At 66.3% G+C, this 17,200-nt stretch carries 18 protein-coding genes; 10 read left to right on the top strand and 8 right to left on the bottom strand.

The window, feature by feature from the left end; translation table 11 throughout:
* Positions 1 to 54: 54 nt before the first annotated feature.
* The gene (locus WFK36_RS20700) at positions 55 to 261 is read right to left on the bottom strand and encodes a CsbD family protein (protein ID WP_336793956.1); all 207 of its coding nucleotides are present in this window, start codon (positions 259 to 261) and stop codon (positions 55 to 57) included.
* A gap of 67 nt (positions 262 to 328) precedes the next feature.
* On the bottom strand, positions 329 to 868 hold the full coding sequence (locus tag WFK36_RS20695; RefSeq protein ID WP_336793955.1) for a Dps family protein: 540 nt from the start codon (positions 866 to 868) through the stop codon (positions 329 to 331).
* 152 nt (positions 869 to 1,020) lie between these two features.
* On the opposite strand from WFK36_RS20695, the gene WFK36_RS20690 reads away from it, so the two are divergent.
* Positions 1,021 to 1,902 (top strand): MerR family transcriptional regulator, encoded by an 882-nt coding sequence (locus WFK36_RS20690; protein WP_336793954.1) that lies wholly within the window; start codon positions 1,021 to 1,023, stop codon positions 1,900 to 1,902.
* A gap of 73 nt (positions 1,903 to 1,975) precedes the next feature.
* Here the strand turns inward: WFK36_RS20690 and WFK36_RS20685 are convergent, their stop codons facing one another.
* Positions 1,976 to 3,130 carry a globin domain-containing protein gene (locus tag WFK36_RS20685; protein WP_336793952.1) on the bottom strand — a complete coding sequence of 385 codons (1,155 nt, stop codon included), beginning with the start codon at positions 3,128 to 3,130 and terminating at the stop codon, positions 1,976 to 1,978.
* A gap of 126 nt (positions 3,131 to 3,256) precedes the next feature.
* Here WFK36_RS20685 and WFK36_RS20680 point away from each other — a divergent pair, with 126 nt between their 5' ends.
* Both WFK36_RS20680 and WFK36_RS20675 read left to right on the top strand, forming a co-directional pair.
* Positions 3,257 to 4,372: an amidohydrolase family protein gene (locus WFK36_RS20680; RefSeq protein ID WP_336793950.1), complete on the top strand. Its 1,116-nt coding sequence runs from the start codon at positions 3,257 to 3,259 to the stop codon at positions 4,370 to 4,372.
* Positions 4,373 to 4,421: 49 nt separating this feature from the next.
* The gene (locus tag WFK36_RS20675) at positions 4,422 to 5,291 is read left to right on the top strand and encodes an SDR family oxidoreductase (RefSeq protein ID WP_336793949.1); all 870 of its coding nucleotides are present in this window, start codon (positions 4,422 to 4,424) and stop codon (positions 5,289 to 5,291) included.
* Here the strand turns inward: WFK36_RS20675 and WFK36_RS20670 are convergent.
* Positions 5,276 to 5,845 (bottom strand): TetR/AcrR family transcriptional regulator, encoded by a 570-nt coding sequence (locus tag WFK36_RS20670; protein ID WP_008381997.1) that lies wholly within the window; start codon positions 5,843 to 5,845, stop codon positions 5,276 to 5,278. The genes WFK36_RS20675 and WFK36_RS20670 overlap by 16 nt on opposite strands.
* Before the next feature lie 94 nt (positions 5,846 to 5,939).
* On the opposite strand from WFK36_RS20670, the gene WFK36_RS20665 reads away from it, so the two are divergent.
* On the top strand, positions 5,940 to 6,806 hold the full coding sequence (locus tag WFK36_RS20665) for an oxygenase MpaB family protein (protein WP_336793948.1): 867 nt from the start codon (positions 5,940 to 5,942) through the stop codon (positions 6,804 to 6,806).
* Positions 6,803 to 7,330: a DUF4334 domain-containing protein gene (locus WFK36_RS20660; RefSeq protein ID WP_336793947.1), complete on the top strand. Its 528-nt coding sequence runs from the start codon at positions 6,803 to 6,805 to the stop codon at positions 7,328 to 7,330. Before WFK36_RS20665 ends, WFK36_RS20660 begins: the two co-directional genes overlap by 4 nt.
* A gap of 1 nt (position 7,331) precedes the next feature.
* Here WFK36_RS20660 and WFK36_RS20655 read toward each other — a convergent pair whose 3' ends face one another.
* Positions 7,332 to 8,576: a uracil-xanthine permease family protein gene (locus WFK36_RS20655; protein WP_336793945.1), complete on the bottom strand. Its 1,245-nt coding sequence runs from the start codon at positions 8,574 to 8,576 to the stop codon at positions 7,332 to 7,334.
* Positions 8,577 to 8,672: 96 nt separating this feature from the next.
* Between WFK36_RS20655 and WFK36_RS20650 the strand changes: the two genes are divergently transcribed.
* Positions 8,673 to 9,557, top strand: a complete 885-nt coding sequence (locus tag WFK36_RS20650) for a type IV toxin-antitoxin system AbiEi family antitoxin domain-containing protein (RefSeq protein ID WP_336793944.1) — start codon at positions 8,673 to 8,675, stop codon at positions 9,555 to 9,557.
* Between the two features lie 189 nt (positions 9,558 to 9,746).
* A complete protein-coding gene (locus WFK36_RS20645; protein WP_336793942.1) occupies positions 9,747 to 10,967 on the top strand; it encodes a DegT/DnrJ/EryC1/StrS family aminotransferase in 1,221 nt (406 codons plus the stop codon).
* A gap of 4 nt (positions 10,968 to 10,971) precedes the next feature.
* Here WFK36_RS20645 and WFK36_RS20640 read toward each other — a convergent pair whose 3' ends face one another.
* On the bottom strand, positions 10,972 to 11,817 hold the full coding sequence (locus WFK36_RS20640) for a sulfurtransferase (RefSeq protein WP_336793941.1): 846 nt from the start codon (positions 11,815 to 11,817) through the stop codon (positions 10,972 to 10,974).
* Between the two features lie 12 nt (positions 11,818 to 11,829).
* Here WFK36_RS20640 and WFK36_RS20635 point away from each other — a divergent pair, with 12 nt between their 5' ends.
* The gene (locus WFK36_RS20635; RefSeq protein WP_336793940.1) at positions 11,830 to 12,498 is read left to right on the top strand and encodes a response regulator transcription factor; all 669 of its coding nucleotides are present in this window, start codon (positions 11,830 to 11,832) and stop codon (positions 12,496 to 12,498) included.
* Here the strand turns inward: WFK36_RS20635 and WFK36_RS20630 are convergent.
* Positions 12,480 to 13,856, bottom strand: coding sequence for a sensor histidine kinase (locus tag WFK36_RS20630; RefSeq protein WP_336793939.1), 1,377 nt, complete (start codon positions 13,854 to 13,856; stop codon positions 12,480 to 12,482). The genes WFK36_RS20635 and WFK36_RS20630 overlap by 19 nt on opposite strands.
* Positions 13,857 to 13,923: 67 nt before the next feature.
* Between WFK36_RS20630 and WFK36_RS20625 the strand changes: the two genes are divergently transcribed.
* Entirely contained in the window at positions 13,924 to 14,712 is a 789-nt protein-coding gene (locus tag WFK36_RS20625; RefSeq protein ID WP_336793938.1) for a COG4705 family protein, read from the top strand.
* 1 nt (position 14,713) lies between these two features.
* Here the strand turns inward: WFK36_RS20625 and WFK36_RS20620 are convergent, their stop codons facing one another.
* Positions 14,714 to 15,628 carry a TIGR03564 family F420-dependent LLM class oxidoreductase gene (locus WFK36_RS20620; protein ID WP_336793937.1) on the bottom strand — a complete coding sequence of 305 codons (915 nt, stop codon included), beginning with the start codon at positions 15,626 to 15,628 and terminating at the stop codon, positions 14,714 to 14,716.
* A 186-nt stretch (positions 15,629 to 15,814) separates the two neighbouring features.
* On the opposite strand from WFK36_RS20620, the gene WFK36_RS20615 reads away from it, so the two are divergent.
* Positions 15,815 to 17,035, top strand: coding sequence for an oxygenase MpaB family protein (locus tag WFK36_RS20615; protein ID WP_336793935.1), 1,221 nt, complete (start codon positions 15,815 to 15,817; stop codon positions 17,033 to 17,035).
* Positions 17,036 to 17,200: the final 165 nt, after the last annotated feature.

The raw sequence follows: 17,200 nt of genomic DNA, 5'->3' as shown, positions 1-17,200 counted from the left end.
ACGAGGCGGCGGGAACCGTCCTCCCGCCGCCTCGTGTCGCACTGCTGTCGTCGACTACTTGTTGTCGTCGCCTACCAGCTTCTCGGCGATCTCATTCGCCTTGTCCTTCACCTTCTCGACACTCTTGTGGATCGCGGACGACGCCTGGTCGGCCTTGCCCTCGTTCTTCAGGTCGTCGTCGCCCAGCGCGGCCCCCGCGGTCTCCTTGGCGCGGCCCTTGAGTTCTTCGGCCTTGTTCTCGAACTTGTCCTGAACGCCCATGATCTTGTGGTCCTTTCGTGGATTCTGTGGTGCGGTTTGTGAGGTTCTCTCCCGCCAGAGCGAGAGATCAGCGAGCTTGTGCGGCGGCACCCGTCTCGGTGTGCTCGCTCTGGCCTGCGATGGCACCCGACTCGTCTTCGAGGTGCGCGCGTACGAACCATTGGAACTTCTCGAGTTCGCCGGTCTGGCCGATGAGCAGATCCTCAGACACTGGATCGAGGTCGCCCAGCGCGGCGATGGCGCCGCGACTGCTGGCGATCAGGCCGTCGTACACCTTGTTGAGTGCCGCGAGATGGGCGTCGGTCGTGTCACGAAGCAGGCTGTAGTCGTCCCAGTCCCGGTCGGCGACGACGTCGCCTGCGCGGCCGCGAGGGGAGGTGCCCATGGCGGCGATCCGCTCGGCGACTGCGTCCGCGTAACCGCGGACGAGCTCGACCTGGGGATCGATCATCTCGTGGACTGCGATGAACGACTTTCCGACGACGTTCCAGTGCACGTGTTTGAGGGTCAGATGCAGATCGTTGTACGCCGACAGGCGCTTCTGCAGGATCGCGACAGCCTTCTCGGTGTCGTTCGCGCTGAGCCCGGGGATGCTGAATGCGGTCATCTGTTCGTCAACTCCTTCAGCTTGTGGCGGCCAGGGCGGGGACTTGTCCCGTCGAGTGCCTGTTGTGCCGCCGACACCTCAAACCTTACACAAATATCGAGTTCTGTCTAATGTTAGGGGTGATGCAAGAATGTACGAGGAGGTGATCGCCCATGTCAGACGGGCTGCGGATCGGCCAGGTCGCGCGCGTCGTGGGCATACCGACGACGACACTCCGAGCCTGGGAGAAGCGATACGGGATCGTCGTGCCGGTCAGATCCGGATCGTCCGGCTATCGCGGGTACCTGCCGGCCGATGTGGACCGTCTACGGCACATGCGGGCCCTGGTCGAGTCGGGTATCGCGCCGAACCGTGCCGCAGCGATCGTCGCGACCACCCCGAGAGTCGAGGACGTGTCCGGGCCGAGGCCCCAGGAACTGCTCGACGACCACGACGCGCTGGTACGGGCAGGCGCTTATTACGACGGCGCTGCGTTGGACGCGCTGCTCGATGAGGCATTGACCGAACCCGATGTCGAGGAGGCCCTTGAACGTTGGCTGCTGCCGAGCATGCGGGTAGTCGGCGAAGCGTGGGCGAGCGAGCGGATTCCGGTGCTCGTGGAGCACTACATAGCCGCCGCGGTGATGCGTCGCCTCGGGCGACTGTTCGATGCCGCGCCGGCGGCCGGACCACGAGTGGTGGTCGGTCTGCCTCCGGACTGCCACCACGAGATCGCGGCACTCGCCTTCGCGGTCTGCCTGCGTAGGCGCGGCGTCGACGTCCTCTACGCGGGCGCAGATGTGCCCCTCGAGAGCTGGCGCCGACTGGCCGCAGAATGGGCGCCCCGCACCGTCGTGACGGTCGCGACCATGGCGGACGACGCCGTGAACGCCGATGCGGTCTGTGCCGTCCTGAAGGATGCGGGCGTCCCCCAGATGTACGTCGGCGGCACGCATGCCGTCGACGTTCCTTCTGCGATCCCGCTCCCGCTGTCGCTTTCGGCGTCGGCCGACGTGGTGGTGGCCTCTCGACTCCGTTCGAGGAGCAGGAAGTAACGCTCGAGGAGCGGGAAGTAGCGTTCGAGGAGCAAGAGATAGTGCTCGGGGAGCAGGACGTGGCGTTCGGCGGTCAGTTCAGCGGGTCGTGCAGGATGCGGTCGGGCGCGACACCGGACGCACGCAGCTTGAGCTGGGTGTGAAACACCATCGGGGCCGGCCCGGAGAGCAGGACCTCGTGCTGGGTCCAATCGCTGTAGCCGGCGACGATGTCGCCGACGCGGCCGAACCGCAGTTCAAAGCCCCATTGGCGGGGATCGGCTGAGTCGCCGATCCACCACGGGTCGTCGGGAGTCTCAGCGACGGCGGTCACTCGGAGCCACGGATTGGTCGACGCCAGTTGGGCGAGCACGCCGAGTTCGTACAGTTCACCCGGGTGGCGGGTGCCGTAGAAGACATGCGTCGGAGGCGAGTCAGGGCGGTGGGCCATCTCGAGCAGGATTGCGCGGAGCGGCGACAGTCCGGACCCGCCGCCGACCATGAGGACCGGACGTTTCCCGGTCACCTGCATGGTCCCGTGTCGCTGACCGAAGCGCCACACGTCGCCCGGCTGGGTGTCGCGGACGATGGCCCCGCTGAACAGTCCGTTCGGGATCGCGTGCACGTGGAACTCGAGCTCGCCGCGCTCGTTCGGCGGCGTCGCCGGAGACAGATTCCGCCACAGATGTGGATGCTGTGGGACCTGGACCTCGGTGTACTCGCCTGAGCGGTACGGCATCCGGGGACCCGTGGGCACCAGGCGGACGACGGCTCGTTCGCGATTGATCTGGAACTTCTGGACCACTCGTGCATGCCAGACCGCCGGGCCTTCGACGCTGTCGGCTGCGCCGCGCATCACGCCGGTCATCAGCATCATCGCGTGCGACGTCGCCTCCTGGGCGTCGGGTGACCATCCCGGACCCAACATGGCGGCGAACTCGGCCATCAGTGCGTCGTACATCAACCAGTAGTGGTCGCCGATCACGCCGAACTTGCGGTGATCACGTCCCAGCTGCGCGAGAAACTCGATGAGTTCGGCGTGGTCGTCGTCGTTTGCGATCGCGTCGAGCACGTGGTCGACGACCTGCGTGAACGTCGCCCGCATGCGGCTCATCTCGCTCGGGAACAGCTCCCGCAGCAACGGTGTTTCGGCGAAGAGGCGATTGAACACGCCGACCGCGAAGCGGTCGGGATCGTGAGCGATGCGGTCGCGAAGGACGGTCAGCACAGGCTGCGCGGGTGAGCTCACCGGCGACGTCCTCCTCAGCTTCTCGACCGACTGTTAGTACTAGAGGGTAGCCGCCGGGGCCGACACGACACGTGAATTGCGTCGCCGGCGGCATGTGTCGTCGGACGCATATGCGACCCTGAATCGATGGTGACATTGAGTGGGGTGATCCCGGGGATCGTCGACGCTCACGTTCATTTCTATGACCCGATGCGCTCCACCTGGGCGCTGTCACGGTACGCCCGAGTGGCGACCATGCCGCTGATCAAACGATTCCCACGTCCCGCCCTGTGGGTGTCCGGGATGACGACCCGACGTTCCGAGATGCGGATGATGATCGACCCGAGCATCGTTCGATCCCCGTACGGCTCTCGACAGTACGGTGCCGAGGCCGCGGGAGTGCGGCGCGTGGCCGGCGTCGGCGTCAGCTCGGTGGTTCACATGGAATCGCACTGGTTCGGCGACAGCTCGGATGCGGCGTCGTCGTTCGCCGAGACTCGCTATGTAGTGGGTCTGCCGTTCGGTCACAACGGAGTTCCCGATCTCGGTGCGCTCGTGATCGCAGGCGATCCGACACATGCCGACTTCGGCGCGTCGGTCGACGAGCAGATTCGCTACAGCCCGCTGGTGCGCGGAGTCCGCTACAAATGGGCCCGGCATTCCGACGCGCAGGTGATGCAGTGGAGGCGCGAGCCGGGCGTCCTCAGCACGGCGTCGTTCCTGCGCGGGTTCGAGTCGATCGCTGAGAACCGCCTCGCGTTCCATTCGTTCGCTTACTCTCATCAGCTGGGCGAGCTCGATTTCCTGGCCAGGCGCTTTCCAGAGACCACGATTGTGATCGAGCACCTCGGCCTGCCTGTCGGCGTGTTCGGTCCGGTCGGGTCCGGAGCGGGAGCGACGGCCGCGGCGCGCGCCGAGATCTTGAACCTGTGGAAGGAGCGGATGAGCATGCTCGCCGCTCGTCCCAACATCGTCGTCAAAGTGTCGGGACTGGCGCTCGGGCCGCTCGGCTACGGCCGCGAGACGGCGGGCAACATCGGCGGCCGCGACATCCTCGCCGAGATGATCGGACCACTCGTCCTCCATGTGGTCGACAGGTTCGGTCCCGAGCGAGTCATGTTCGGCTCGGACATGCCGATCGACAGGCCTAACGCCTCGCTCGACGTGGTCATCGGCGCCCTGCTCGACGTGGTCGGCGACCGCGGCGAGCACCTCCTCGCACATCTCTTCGCCGAGAACGCCAAGCGCATCTACGCGATCTGAGACCTGTGCGGGACTACCGGCCAGAAGTGAAACGTGTTCTAGTAGCGGTATGGGTGTGTACGTGGTGACCGGGTCGGCGTCGGGAATGGGAGCTGCGGTCGCGCTGCGGCTGCGGAAGGACGGTCACGAGGTGGTCGGCGTGGACCTCGCCGATGCCGACGTGACCGCGGATCTGTCGACGCGGGCCGGTCGAATCGCGGCGTCCCGCGAGATTCTGGCTAAGGTCGACGGCCCGATCGACGGGGCGGTGCTGGCTGCGGGGATGGGCCCGAGACGAGGCCGAGAGCGCATGCTCGTCGAGGTGAACTACCTGGGCGTCACCGAACTCCTGGAGGCACTGAGGCCGCGTCTGGCGCAAGCGGGCAACGCGAAAGTTGTTGTGTTCGGATCGAATTCGACAACATCGACGCCCCTGGTCCCGCGCGGAGCGGTGCGTTCCCTGCTCGCGGGTGATGCGGCGAAGGCGGCTCGGATCCTCTCGCGCCGCGGTCCTCTGGCGGCGCCTGCGTCGTACGCGGCGTCGAAGATCGCAGTCGCTCGCTGGGTTCGCCGGACGTCGGTGGCGGCCGAGTGGGCGGGTGCCGGGATCCGCATGAATGTGATCGCTCCGGGGCCTGTGATGACCCCGCTGCTCGCGGGGCAGCTGGCGAGCCCGACCGGCAGCCAGGTGAGGTCCTTCCCCGTGCCGGCGCGTGAGTACGGCACCCCTGAGCAACTCGCGCAGTGGGTGATGACCATGCTGTCGCCTGCGGCCGACTTCATGGTCGGATCGGTGATCACGGTCGACGGCGGGACCGAGGCGCTGCTGCGGCCCGACGACTGGCCCGCGCGACTGCCCGGCCGACTGCTCCCGCGTATGGCGTGGACCATGTACCAGGCGCCGAAGCGCGGTCAGGTGGCCGACTACTCCGACGTCTGATCTGCGCCGGTCATCGTCAGTGCGGCGGCGGTGAACGTGTCCATCGCCCACTTGAAATCGTCGAGTGACGGCTGGGTCGAGTTCTCGAAACCGGTGAGAAGCAGCATCGCGGTCGACGCGAGGCGGTCGGCAGTGGCCTCGCCGAACAGTTCGACGCCCATTTCGGCGATGGCGCTGCGCCTGGCGTTCTCCACGTCGGCGAGGGCCGCGTGCACCTCAGGGTCGTTGGCGGCCCATGTGCGGATGGCGCGTTCGGTCGCGTGCGGCAGGCCGAGCGCGATCGAGATCAGTGCGCGGATGCGTTCGTGCGGGTCGGCGACGTTGCGGGCCGACTCGACGAGGCGATCGGTGGCTTCGACTCGCCAATGTCCGATCAGCTCAGATTCGAAGGCTTTCCAGTTTCGGAACGAGTGGTAGAACGCGCCGGTGGTGACGCCTGCCTCCGCGCAGACCGCGGCCTGCTTGAACCCGGAGTAGCCGTCACGGGCGAGCACAGTCATTCCTGCGTCGAGGAAACGGGAACGCAGCTTGTCGGGTTCGGCTGACGTCTCCATGAATGGGATTCTGTCACGTCGGGTTCGGGCAATCCCTTGCGAACCGTCCATAAGTAGACTTATGGTGAGTGGGCAGCCGACGAGAGGACCCACCATGTTCAACCCAGATCGCAATGCCGGGCTCGATCCGCACCGCGACTACCTGGAGATGTACCGAAACATGTCCATGCTCGACTTCCCGTGGGACTTCAATCAGGCGCTCAGCTTCGCCCTGTTCCGTACGTACGCGGTGCCGAGCGTCGGCTCGCTCCTGGCGGCGTCGGGCGGATTCGACGACACGCAGAAGCGGTACGACGACACCGGATTGCTCCTGGAAGCCCCTCTGGTCTGCGGGTTCGCGTCGCCCGACGGCAAGGCCGCGCTGCGTCGTATCAACCAGATGCATCATCGATACGACATCTCCAACGACGACTTCCGGTACGTCCTCGCGACCTTCGTCGTGGTGCCCAAGCGGTGGATCGACGAACACGGTTGGCGCAAGCTCAGCTACGACGAGGTCGTCGCCGCGACGAACTACTACCGCGAACTCGGCCGGCACATGAACATCAAGGACATCCCGGAGACATACGACGAGTTCTCGACTCTGCTCGACGACTACGAGGCCGAGCACTTCGCCTTCGACGAGGGTGGACGTGCCGTCGCCGACATGACGCTCGACCTCCTTGCGACCTTCTACCCGACGCCGGCGCGTCCAGCAGTTCGGGCGTTCTCACGTGCGCTGATGGACGATCCGCTGCTCGACGCACTGCACTACAAGAAGCCGTCCGCGGCCGTCGTCGCGCTGAGCCGACGGGCGATGCGAGCACGAGCATGGTTCGTTCGGATGCTGCCGCCGCGGCGCACTCCGACGGGCTTCGGCGACAGTCGCCGAGTGAAGTCGTACCCCGCCGGATTCGAGGTCGAGAAACTCGGCACGTTCCCGGGCGGCTGTCCGGTGAAGCACCTGGAGGAGGCACGATGACGATCACCGTCGCCGACCTTCAGGCCGGACTGCCCAACGCCGACGCGGCCGCTCACTTCGACTCGCTGCCGGGCGTCGGAGTCGATGACGTCCTCGGACAATGGCACGGGTCCGAGGTGCCCACCGGTCACCCGCTCGACGGGTTCCTCGCAGTGAGCGGCTGGTACGGCAAACGCTTCGACGACGCCGATCATGTGCACCCGCTCCTGTTCGGCACGCCAGGTTCGTTGTTCCCGGTCAACCCGGGAGCGATGCCGCTGCAAACACTCGTCAAGTTCGGCGCTCGGTTCCCTCGTCCGAAGATTCCCGGGGTCGGCGTCGGCTTCGCCTTGACGAGGACCCGTCGGCACCGAGCTCGACTGCGTCGTGTTGAATACCGCGGCGTGGTCAGCACGAGCATGGTCTACGACCAACTGCCGATCATCGACCATTTCCGTGCGCTGGATCAGAACACGCTGTTCGGCGCGATGGACGTCCGCGGCTCCACTGAGCTGTACTTCTTCCTGCTGGAACGCGACTGGTGAGTCAGTCGGCTTTGAGGTCGCGCGCCGCGGTCAGCAGGCGCATGCCGTGGTAGATCGCGAGCGCGGCGATCGAGCCGAGCGCGATACCGGTGAAGATGAGGTCGCCGACCTGCCACGTGAAATTGGCGATGCCGATGATCAGGGGGATCGCCGCGGTCATCTGGTTGATCGGTTTGGAGAAGTCGACGTTCGCGGTCAGCCAGATCCGGACACCGAGGATGCCGACGAGTCCGTAGAGCACCACTGTCGCGCCGCCAAGGACACCCGGCGGAATCGCCGAGATCACGGCGCCGACCTTGGGACACAACGACAGCAGGATCGCAGCGATCGCGGCGACCCAGTAGGCGGCCGTCGAGTAGATGCGGGTCGCCGCCATGACACCGATGTTCTCGGCGTAGGTCGTAGTCGCCGACCCGCCGCCCGCGCCGGCGAGGACGGTCGCTACGCCGTCGGCCATCAGCGCCTTGCCGGTGATCGGATCGAGGTCGCGGCCGGTCATCTGGGACACCGACTTCACATGGCCGATGTTCTCGGCGATCAGGGCGATCACCGCGGGTAGGAACAGCGGGAGGACTGACAGGTTGAACGACGGCGCGTGGAACTCGGGGAAGCCGATCCAGGCGGCGGACGCGATCGCCGAGGTGTCGACGTCGCCCTGGGCCAACGCGATCAGGTAGCCGACCACAACGGCGAGGAAGATCGCCAGTCTGCCGACGAGGCCGCGGAAGAACGCAAGCACCGCCACCATCAGAACCAGAGTGATCAGGCCGACGACAGGCCCCTTCTCGAAGTTGTCCTTCGCAGCCGGCGCCAGGTTGAACCCGATCAGAGCGACGATCGCTCCGGTGACGATCGGCGGCAGGATCACGTCGATCCAATGGGTTCCGACGAAATGCACGACGGCGCCGATCGCGATGAGCACCAAGCCGAGAACGATCAGGCCGCCGAGAGCACTGCCGGTCCCATGCGCTGCGACTGCACCGGTCACCGGTGCGATCACCGCGAAGCTCGAGCCGAGATAGCTGGGGAGCTTGTTGCCGGTGATCACCAGGAAGGCGATCGTGCCGATGCCCGAGAACAGCAGCGTCGTCGACGGTGGGAAGCCCGTGAGCACCGGGACGAGGAACGTGGCGCCGAACATCGCGACCACGTGCTGCGCGCCGATTCCGATCGTTCGAGGCCAGGACAAGCGTTCGTCCGGGGCGACGACCGTCGCGTCTGCCGGGACGGTCTTCCACGTCAACATGCGTCGGAGGTTATCCGACACGCCCGAGGGGCGGCAGTGGAACCGCAACGGCGTGGCGTGCGTCCAACGAGTATGGGGGCAGAACAATCGGTCGGAGTGCGTGCTGCGCGCTTTCTCGCCGACCACGACGGCGTCATCACCACGGCTCAAGCTCGCGATCTCGGCATGACAAGAGGGCAATTGCGCGCGCGGACCGAGAGAGGCCTGTGGGTAGCGCACGCGCGGTCGACGTTCCTGTCGGCAGAGCACCGGATGACTGACATGGCGCGGGTCCGGATCGTCGCGAACGGTTACGCCGGGGCGGTCGTCGACAGGACTGCGGCGGCGTGGTTGCACTGTCTGACGAAGGTCCTGCCCGACGAGGTGACGCTCTCGCTGCCGCGGAGCTCGCACGTCGTCGACTCGTGCACGGTGCCCGCGTCGGTGTGTCGCCGTTCCTTCGCCGCGGAAGACGTGACGACCGTGAAGGGCTTGGCGACGACAGCGCTTCCGCTGACGGTGCTGGCTGCGGCCGCCGATCTCGGCGACGACGGCGTCGCGCTCATGGACAGGGCCCTGCAGATCCGCTGCGTGACGCTGAAAGAGCTTCGCTCGGCGCTCGAACGGAATGCGGGTTCGCGGGGAATGCGGACTGCCCGACGGCTCCTGCGTTCCGCGGAAGACCTGTCCGAATCGGAGTTGGAGCGCAAGTTCGTCCGACTCTTGAACAAGCACGGCGTCACTGGGTGGACGCAGCAGGTGTGGATGGGCAACCTCCGCATGGACTTCGTGTTCCCCGCGGAGAGGGTCGTCGTGCAACTGCACGGCTGGGCGTTCCATCATGACCACGAACAGTGGGAGAAGGACCAGGCGACGACGAACGCATTGTCGGCCATCGGCTGGGTGCCCCTGATCTTCACGTGGAAACGCCTCGAGTTCTCACCCGACGAAGTCTTGACCGAGCTCATCAGCACCCTTGATCTCCGCCGAAGCGTCGACTGATGATTCACATCCGGTGCTCCAAAGGCGGATATATGCCGTTTGGGCACCAAATGTGCTTCGAGTCGGAGTCTTAGCGATTTCCCTACGAGATATTGACGCTTCGCCCCGTTCCCGAGGGTACGAATCGGGGGTAGTTCTGAATGTGCAGCCGCTGATCGAGCGGCCGCTGTCACTACAGAGGGACGGAAGATGACACAAGTGTTCTCGGGCATGTCGGACCAAGGCGTCCGCGACGTCGAGCCGATGACCGTCAACGGTCGAGCCACCGATCTGAGCCTGCTTGCGGATCGGGTGATGCACCGTCTTCCGCCGCGGCCGGTGATGGTCCTCGATGTGCCCGGCAACGAGCAGCTTCGGCACATGGCCACGCGCAATCCACTGTGGAAGCGGAAGTCCATCGTCGATGTCGGAGGTGTCGTCACCGCGGTTCCGGCCGCACCGTGCGATCGTCTGCTTGCGGTCGAGGAGATCGGCCCCATCGAACGGGCTGTCCACGACGTGCTGGTGACCGGTCTGTTCACCGCGGGTCCGCAGGTCGCGGAGTTCGAGCACGCGCTTGCGGGTTTCCACGGCGCGGTGAGTGCGGTCGGCACAGCGTCCGGGACGGATGCCCTCGTCGTTGCACTGCACGCGGTCGGGGTCGGGCGCGGTGACGACGTCGTCATCCCGTCCAACGCGCCCCACGCGACCACGAATGCGGTCTGTCTCGCCGGCGCGAATCCGGTGATCGCGGAGGTCGGCGACGATCATCTGCTCCACCCGGAGTCGGTGCGCGACGTCCTGACCCCGAGTACCCGCTGCGTCGTTCCGATTCATCTCAACGGTCGTGCCGCCGATGTCCGGTCGATCAGCGCCGTTGTCGCGGGCACCGACGTCGCGATCGTCGAAGACGGTGGTCAGGGCATCGGTCTCGACGGGTTGGGGGTGTGGTCTGACGCAGTCGCCGTCGGTTTCGACGTCCAGAAGAACCTGGCCTCCTGTGGGCGTTCGGGCGCGGTGCTCACGAATCGGTCCGATGTCGCCGAACTCGCACGAGAACTCAGCCTCGACACCCCGATGGACGACGTTCAAGCGGCTGCCCTGTCCGCGCGGCTGCCCTACTTGGCACTCAACAACCTGCGTCGATCGATCTTGGCGCTCCGCTACCTCGACTGGCTCGCACCGCTCGCCGACACCGGATTCATCACCCTGCCCGAGCGAGTCGACAACCACGTGTGGAACCAGTTCGCCGTCACCCAGGACACCCGGCTCGCGGCGCACACCGGCGAGACCCTCGCCCAGCGCGGTGTCGAGACGTCACGGTCCGGGAACGTGCTGCGTCTTCCGATGTTTCCGGGTCTGACGATCACCGAGCAGGATCACGTCGTCGCGGCACTGTTCTCTGCCGCCAAGACCGGTCCGCGAGGGTGAGCGGTCAGGGGAGAGACGTCTCGACCGGGCGCGTCGGATCGGACGACCACTGGGAGTACGAGCCGGGATAGAGCGTGGCGTCGATTCCCGCCACCGCGAGCGCCGCGATCTGGTGAGCTGCGGTGACACCTGACCCGCAATAGACCACCACGTCCTGGCCCGGGGTGACGCCGAGGTCTGCGAAGCGAGCGCGCAGAACGGACGGGGGCAGGAAGCGGCCGGACGCGTCGACGTTGTCCGACGTCGGCGCGCTCACCGCGCCCGGGATGTGGCCGGGGCGCGGATCGACAGGCTCGACCTCCCCGCGGAATCGTTCACCGGCGCGGGCGTCGAGCACAATCGCCGACGTGGCGGCGACGTCGTTCATGTCAACGGTCGGCATGGCCCCGGCGGACAGGCTGACGGTGCCGGTCCGAGGCTTCGCGTCGCCCTTCGACACGCGCATCCCGGCGTCCCGCCACGCGCCGAACCCTCCGTCGAGGATCCGCACGTCGGCGACGCCTGCCCAGCGCAGAAGCCACCACGCCCGTGCTGCGGACATGCCCGCGCTGTCGTCGTAGACCACAACCGGTGAACCGAAGTCGACACCCCAACTGCGTGCCGATGCCTGCAGCCGTTCGAGATCGGGCAGGGGATGCCGGCCGAGAGCTGGATCCGCGGGCGCGGCCAGTTCAGACTCCAGATCGACGTAGACGGCGCCGGGCAGATGCCCGTCGCGGTAGCGCTCTGCGCCGTCGTCGCGCCCCAGCTGCCAACGGATGTCGAGCACCGCGGGCGGTCGATTCGACAGCATCGATTCGACGAGATCGTCGACGGTGATCAGTACGGCGTGGTCCGAGGCGTCAGGCATACGATCGAGCATATGAGAATCCTCGTGGTCGAAGACGACCCGGCGATCGCCGAGACGGTGCGCCGTGTGCTCCTCGCGGAGGGTTGGGTCGTCGAAACCGTCGCTGACGGTCTCGACGGGCGCGAGGAGGCGGCGACGGGCGGTTACGACGCGGTTGTCCTCGACATCATGCTGCCGGGGCTCAGTGGCTACGAGGTGGTGCGCGGCCTCCGCGCAGACGGAGTGTGGACGCCGATCCTCATGCTCACGGCGAAGGACGGCGAGTATGACCAGGCGGACGCCTTCGACCTCGGTGCCGACGATTACCTGACAAAACCGTTCTCCCCGGTGGTCCTGGTCGCGCGGCTGCGTGCGATCGTCCGCCGTAGTGCACCGGAGCGGCCGACCGTGCTCTCCGCGGGCAATCTCACGCTCGACCCTGCCGCTCACGCCGCGCACCGCGGAGACGCAGAACTGGCCCTGACTCGCCGTGAGTTCGCGCTGCTCGAGTTCCTCATGCGAAACAAGGGGACCGCCGTCACCAAGGCGCAGATCGTCGAGTCCGTATGGGACGTGAACTACGCAGGCGACGAGAACGTCGTCGAGGTGTACATCAGTTACCTGCGCAAACGCATCGATGCGCCGTTCGGCTGCGCTTCGATCGTGACGGTCCGAGGAGTGGGCTACCGGCTCGACGGCTGATCGACGGGTAGATCGAAACCGATCCGGGCACCGCCGTCGGGTGCCTCGTTGACGAACAACCGGCCGCCGTGAGCACGGATGATCTCGTCGACGATGGCAAGACCGAGCCCCGATCCGCCACTGTCGCGGGTCCGCGCGTCGTCGAGCCGCACGAAGCGGTCGGTGATCCGATTCCGGTCGGAGACAGGAACGCCGGGACCGTCGTCGGAGACTGCGATCGTGACGTGGTCTCCGCCGTCGACGATCTCCAGACCGATACGGGTCTCGGCGTGCCGGATCGCGTTGTCCACAAGATTTCGCAGTGCCCTGGTGAGCTTCTCCGCGTCGCCGTCCACCTGAATCGGTACGGGACGGTCGTCGACAGTCAGGCCGGTGAGCGCGCGGATGCGGGCCGCCTCGGCGAAGAGCAACTCGTCCAGATCGACGGTCGACAGCATGAGTGCGATGCCGTTCTCGTCGGCCCGTGCGAGCAGGAGCAGGTCGGCGACCATTCGCTGCAGACGCTCGGCCTCCGGCGCGATGACGTCTCGGACTGTGTCGGAGTCGATCGGTTCTCCGCGCGACGCAGCGAGGTCGGTGAGCCCGACGATCGTCGTGAGCGGACTGTTCAACTCGTGCGACGCGTCGCCGACGAACTTGAGCTGGCGACTGCGTGCAGCCTCCAGGCGGTCGAGCATCTGATTCATGGTTGCCGCGAGACGACTGATCTCGTCGTCGCTGGACGGGACGACGACCCGCTGGTCGAGTCTGCCCGCGGTGATCTCGTCGACTTCGCGGCGGATGTCATCGACGGGCCTCAATGCTCGGCCGACGAGGTGAAAGGTGAGGAATGCGATCAGCAGAACGATGATCGGGAAGACGATCACGCAGAGCAGCGTCACCACTAGAACCAGACGTTTCAACGGAGCTTCGGCGGCGCCCACCGCAACTGTCAGCATGCTGCCGTCCGGTGCGACTACTCCGACGAATGTCGTCCGGAAATCACCAGACGACTTGTCCACGGTTCTGTCCGGCTCCACGGTCTCCGTGCTGGGCCGCACCGGTGCACCGAGGGGGCACACGGTGCCACTGCGGCTCGACCGGATCACCTCGCCGCCGGGTCCGATGATCTGAATGACGTCGACGTACTGATCGGTGTCGAGCAACGCCGGATCGACGCCGACGAGCCCCTCGGCTTGGATCGTCGTCGCGATCTCGGTTGCGCGTTGCGATGTTCCGCGGTCGGCCGTCGACAACATGAGATTGCGGCTGACGAGCACGATCACCACCGCGGCGACGCACAGCGCGACTACGACGAGAACTGTGGCGAGCGCCGTGACCCGCGACCGGACCGGGCCGAACGACCGTCGGATGTTCACACGACGACGATAGCGCCGCCGCCGGCATCACAGGGTTCTCCAAGCGGGCTCGGCGAACACTCACACCATGACAATCACCAGTTCCCGCCCCACAGCGTTTGCGCTCAGCAAGGTTCCAGAAGTGACGGTCTACTTCTGGATCATCAAGATCCTCGCGACAACTGTCGGCGAGACCGCCGCCGACTACGTCAACATGACCCTCGGCTTCGGTCTCAAGTCGACGACTGTCGCCACCCTCGGACTGCTCGCCGTCGCACTCGTCGTGCAGATGAGCGTGCGGCGTTACGTTTCGATCATCTACTGGGTGACCGTCCTCCTCGTCTCCGTCGCCGGAACCCTGGTGACCGACAATCTGACTGACCGCTACAGGGTGCCGCTCACCACGTCGACCGCGGTGTTCGCGGTGCTTCTGAGCGTCGTGTTCGGCACCTGGTACGCGACCGACCGCACGCTGTCGATCCACTCGATCCACACGCGCCGTCGTGAAGCGTTCTACTGGGCGGCGATCCTCGTGACCTTCGCGCTCGGCACCGCGGCAGGCGACCTGATCTCCGAGAAGTACGCGCTCGGGTACCCGCTGTCGTTGGCGCTGTTCGCCGGGATCATCGCGGCCGTCGCGCTCGGCCGTTACGCGTTGGGGCTCAACGCCGTCGTCGCATTCTGGGCCGCATACATCGTGACCCGCCCGCTCGGAGCCTCGCTCGGCGACCTGTTGACCGCCCCGAAGGGCGACGGCGGCCTCGACCTCGGCACCAACAACGTGACGTGGGTGTTCGTCGCCGTCACCGCGGTGCTCGTCGGCTACCTCACCGTGTCCCGCGCCGACCGGATCGACGCGGAGCGTGCTGCCGTCTAGATCACAGAGTGCGGAGCAGAGCGCGGGTGCGGGCGCGGGTCTCGGCGTCGCGGTCGAAGAGGATGCCGACGTACTCGTCGACACCGAACGATGCCAGCTCGCGGATCTTGTCGGCAACGGTCGCCTCGTCGCCGATGATCGCGGCGTCGGCGGGACCTGTGAAGCCTTCGCGGTCGAGCATCGCCTTGTATGACGGGAGCCCGTCGTACATGGCGAACTGGCGGCCTGCTTCTGCACGTGCGCCATCGACGTCGTCGGTCACGCTGACCGGCAGCATCGCGACCGTGCGGACCGATCCGTCGGGTCGGCCGGCGTCGGCCGCGGACTGGCGGAGTGTCGGGATGATGTGGTCCCGCAGCGTCTTGGGGCCGGTCATCCAGGTGACCGTGCCCGCCGTGCGACGTCCGGCGAGATCGAGCATCTTGGGGCCGAGTGCAGCGAAGTAGACGGGCGGCGCCGGGACGTCCACCAGTGACAGTTTCCCGCGAGTGGTCACGAGATCGCCTGCGGCGCTGACCTTGTCGCCCGCCAGCAGGGGGAGGAGTCCGTCGAGGTACTCCGAGGTGCGTTGGACGGGCTTGGCGTATGGGACGCCCCACATGCCTTCGGTGACCACGCGATGACTCAGTCCGAGCCCGAGATTGAGGCGGCCGCCGATGATCTGGTTGACGGTCAGCGCCTGCTGGGCGAGCTTCATCGGGTGCTGCGACTGGATCGGGAGAACGCTGGTGCCGAACTCGATACCGGGCACTTCGCGTCCGGCGACAGCAATCGCGGTCAGCAGGTCGGGTTCGTTCGGCATCTGCGTGGACCACACCCGTGCGAAGCCTTCACTGTGGAGTTGCGCGAGATTCTCGATCGACTTGTCGAGGGACAAGTTCTTCGCGTTGATCGTCCAGACGACGCTGACCTGCATGTTCATCTCCGTATGTGTGGGGCGGGACTGTGAGTTCGACAGTACTTGTGCTGAGCGGACCGCACCTCACTGCTCCTCAAGCGGGCTTGCGAGTCGAAGTGCTCGTGCCGAGCCTCCACGCCCCGAGTGAGAATGAGACGGATTCGTGCTGGCGTCTCACGCGGATCGGATCTATCGTCATCAGACATGGGCGTCGAACTGACAGTGTCACCGCAGCACAAGAAGGTCCGCGATCGGGTGAAACGATTCACACGATTCGATCTGCTGCCCTCCGACGCCGTCGCTGAAGCCTTCACCCGCGGGCATTCGGAAGGCGACCCCGTCGCAGAACGGTTCGTCGCCGAGACCTACCACGGGGAGATTGGCGGTGAGAAGGCGCGCGCACTGCTCGACGAGGCGTTGCGCGTCGGCATCGCCAACGTCCCCGATGCACCGGAGTCGATGCGTGCGCTCTTCGCCGAGTTCGAGACGATCCCCGACTGGCTCGACCCGGACCTCATCGAACAAGGCGCGGCAGTGTGGCGGCGCTGGGGATACAGCCTCGGGGCAGTCGGCAACGCCGGAACGATGGACACCTACACCGAGGCGTCGCTCGCCGTCCCGCTGTCGTTGTCGGGCGGCTACGCCGGAGCGTCGGCGCTCCACCGGTATCTGGAGACCAGCCGTTGGTGGCTCGAGGTGTGTCGGCCCGGCGCGGTTCTGACACCGGGGTCGACGGCGCGTGAAGTGTCTCTCAAGGTCCGGGTCATGCATGTGTCCGTACGAGCGCGCGTCGCCGCACATCCCGAATGGCGGTCGGACGTCCACGGTCTGCCGATCAGTCAGAGCGAGATGATGCTGACGCTCCTCGGCGGCAGCGTCGGCCCGGCGCTCGGTCTGTACGCACTGGGATTTCTCACCAGCCCGGCAGAGATGCGGGCCGTGTTGCACTTCAACCGCTACCTCGGCCACCTCGTCGGATGCCGCGTCGACGACATGTACCCGGCGACAGTCGGCGACGGTGTGCGCCTGCTCTACTACTTCGACGCCACTCGCAAGCACGACTCCGGCGAGCTCGGGCCGGAACTCGTCGAAGGCTTCGTGCCATCGTTCGAGCCTGCAGCGTCGGTGCGCGGATTTCAGCGGGTGCGCACGCTGTTCCACCTGCACCTGCAGGCCGGGTACACGAGGTTGTTCATGCTCCCGTGGAACCGTAGGAACTACCGGCTGCCCAGTGGGCTTCCGGGTCTCGCGTTCATGGTGGCGCGAGCGCCGCTCATCGCCGTCGTCGAACTGTTGCGTCGAGTGGTCCCCTCCGTCGACCGCGCCGAACAAGCCGTCGCGATGCGCAGCTGGCGCCGTTGGCACGCCTGGCACATCGGGCGACGCGAAGAGGCCTTCGACGCGTCGAAGGCACTCCGCCGCTAACCTTCTGCGCGTTTTCGGCAGGGGCAGTGGGGGTGACCATCGGACACCGCGGGTAGGCCTTCGATGGGACTTCATTCTGCTCGTTGAGCGAGCGGAGCGAGTCGAAGCGTGTGGTGTTGCTGCCGGGGTCGGGTGGGGTGCTGTGGGCCTTTCGACTCGCTTCGC

The sequence above is a fragment of the Gordonia malaquae genome (genome assembly GCF_037148075.1).
In the GTDB taxonomy this organism is placed as follows: Bacteria; Actinomycetota; Actinomycetes; order Mycobacteriales; family Mycobacteriaceae; genus Gordonia; species Gordonia malaquae.
This window is presented reverse-complemented; position numbering and strand designations above follow the sequence as displayed.

What these genes read in the sequence shown, in the direction of transcription:
- WFK36_RS20680 (WP_336793950.1), top strand. Translation starts at nt 3,257, where the DNA reads ATGGTGACATTGAGTGGGGTGATCCCGGGGATCGTCGACGCTCACGTT.
- WFK36_RS20665 (WP_336793948.1), top strand. Translation starts at nt 5,940, where the DNA reads ATGTTCAACCCAGATCGCAATGCCGGGCTCGATCCGCACCGCGACTAC.
- WFK36_RS20655 (WP_336793945.1), bottom strand. Translation starts at nt 8,576, where the DNA reads ATGTTGACGTGGAAGACCGTCCCGGCAGACGCGACGGTCGTCGCCCCG.
- WFK36_RS20695 (WP_336793955.1), bottom strand. Translation starts at nt 868, where the DNA reads ATGACCGCATTCAGCATCCCCGGGCTCAGCGCGAACGACACCGAGAAG.
- WFK36_RS20690 (WP_336793954.1), top strand. Translation starts at nt 1,021, where the DNA reads ATGTCAGACGGGCTGCGGATCGGCCAGGTCGCGCGCGTCGTGGGCATA.
- WFK36_RS20620 (WP_336793937.1), bottom strand. Translation starts at nt 15,628, where the DNA reads ATGCAGGTCAGCGTCGTCTGGACGATCAACGCGAAGAACTTGTCCCTC.
- WFK36_RS20615 (WP_336793935.1), top strand. Translation starts at nt 15,815, where the DNA reads ATGGGCGTCGAACTGACAGTGTCACCGCAGCACAAGAAGGTCCGCGAT.
- WFK36_RS20700 (WP_336793956.1), bottom strand. Translation starts at nt 261, where the DNA reads ATGGGCGTTCAGGACAAGTTCGAGAACAAGGCCGAAGAACTCAAGGGC.
- WFK36_RS20660 (WP_336793947.1), top strand. Translation starts at nt 6,803, where the DNA reads ATGACGATCACCGTCGCCGACCTTCAGGCCGGACTGCCCAACGCCGAC.
- WFK36_RS20640 (WP_336793941.1), bottom strand. Translation starts at nt 11,817, where the DNA reads ATGCCTGACGCCTCGGACCACGCCGTACTGATCACCGTCGACGATCTC.
- WFK36_RS20670 (WP_008381997.1), bottom strand. Translation starts at nt 5,845, where the DNA reads ATGGAGACGTCAGCCGAACCCGACAAGCTGCGTTCCCGTTTCCTCGAC.
- WFK36_RS20625 (WP_336793938.1), top strand. Translation starts at nt 13,924, where the DNA reads ATGACAATCACCAGTTCCCGCCCCACAGCGTTTGCGCTCAGCAAGGTT.
- WFK36_RS20645 (WP_336793942.1), top strand. Translation starts at nt 9,747, where the DNA reads ATGACACAAGTGTTCTCGGGCATGTCGGACCAAGGCGTCCGCGACGTC.
- WFK36_RS20675 (WP_336793949.1), top strand. Translation starts at nt 4,422, where the DNA reads ATGGGTGTGTACGTGGTGACCGGGTCGGCGTCGGGAATGGGAGCTGCG.
- WFK36_RS20635 (WP_336793940.1), top strand. Translation starts at nt 11,830, where the DNA reads ATGAGAATCCTCGTGGTCGAAGACGACCCGGCGATCGCCGAGACGGTG.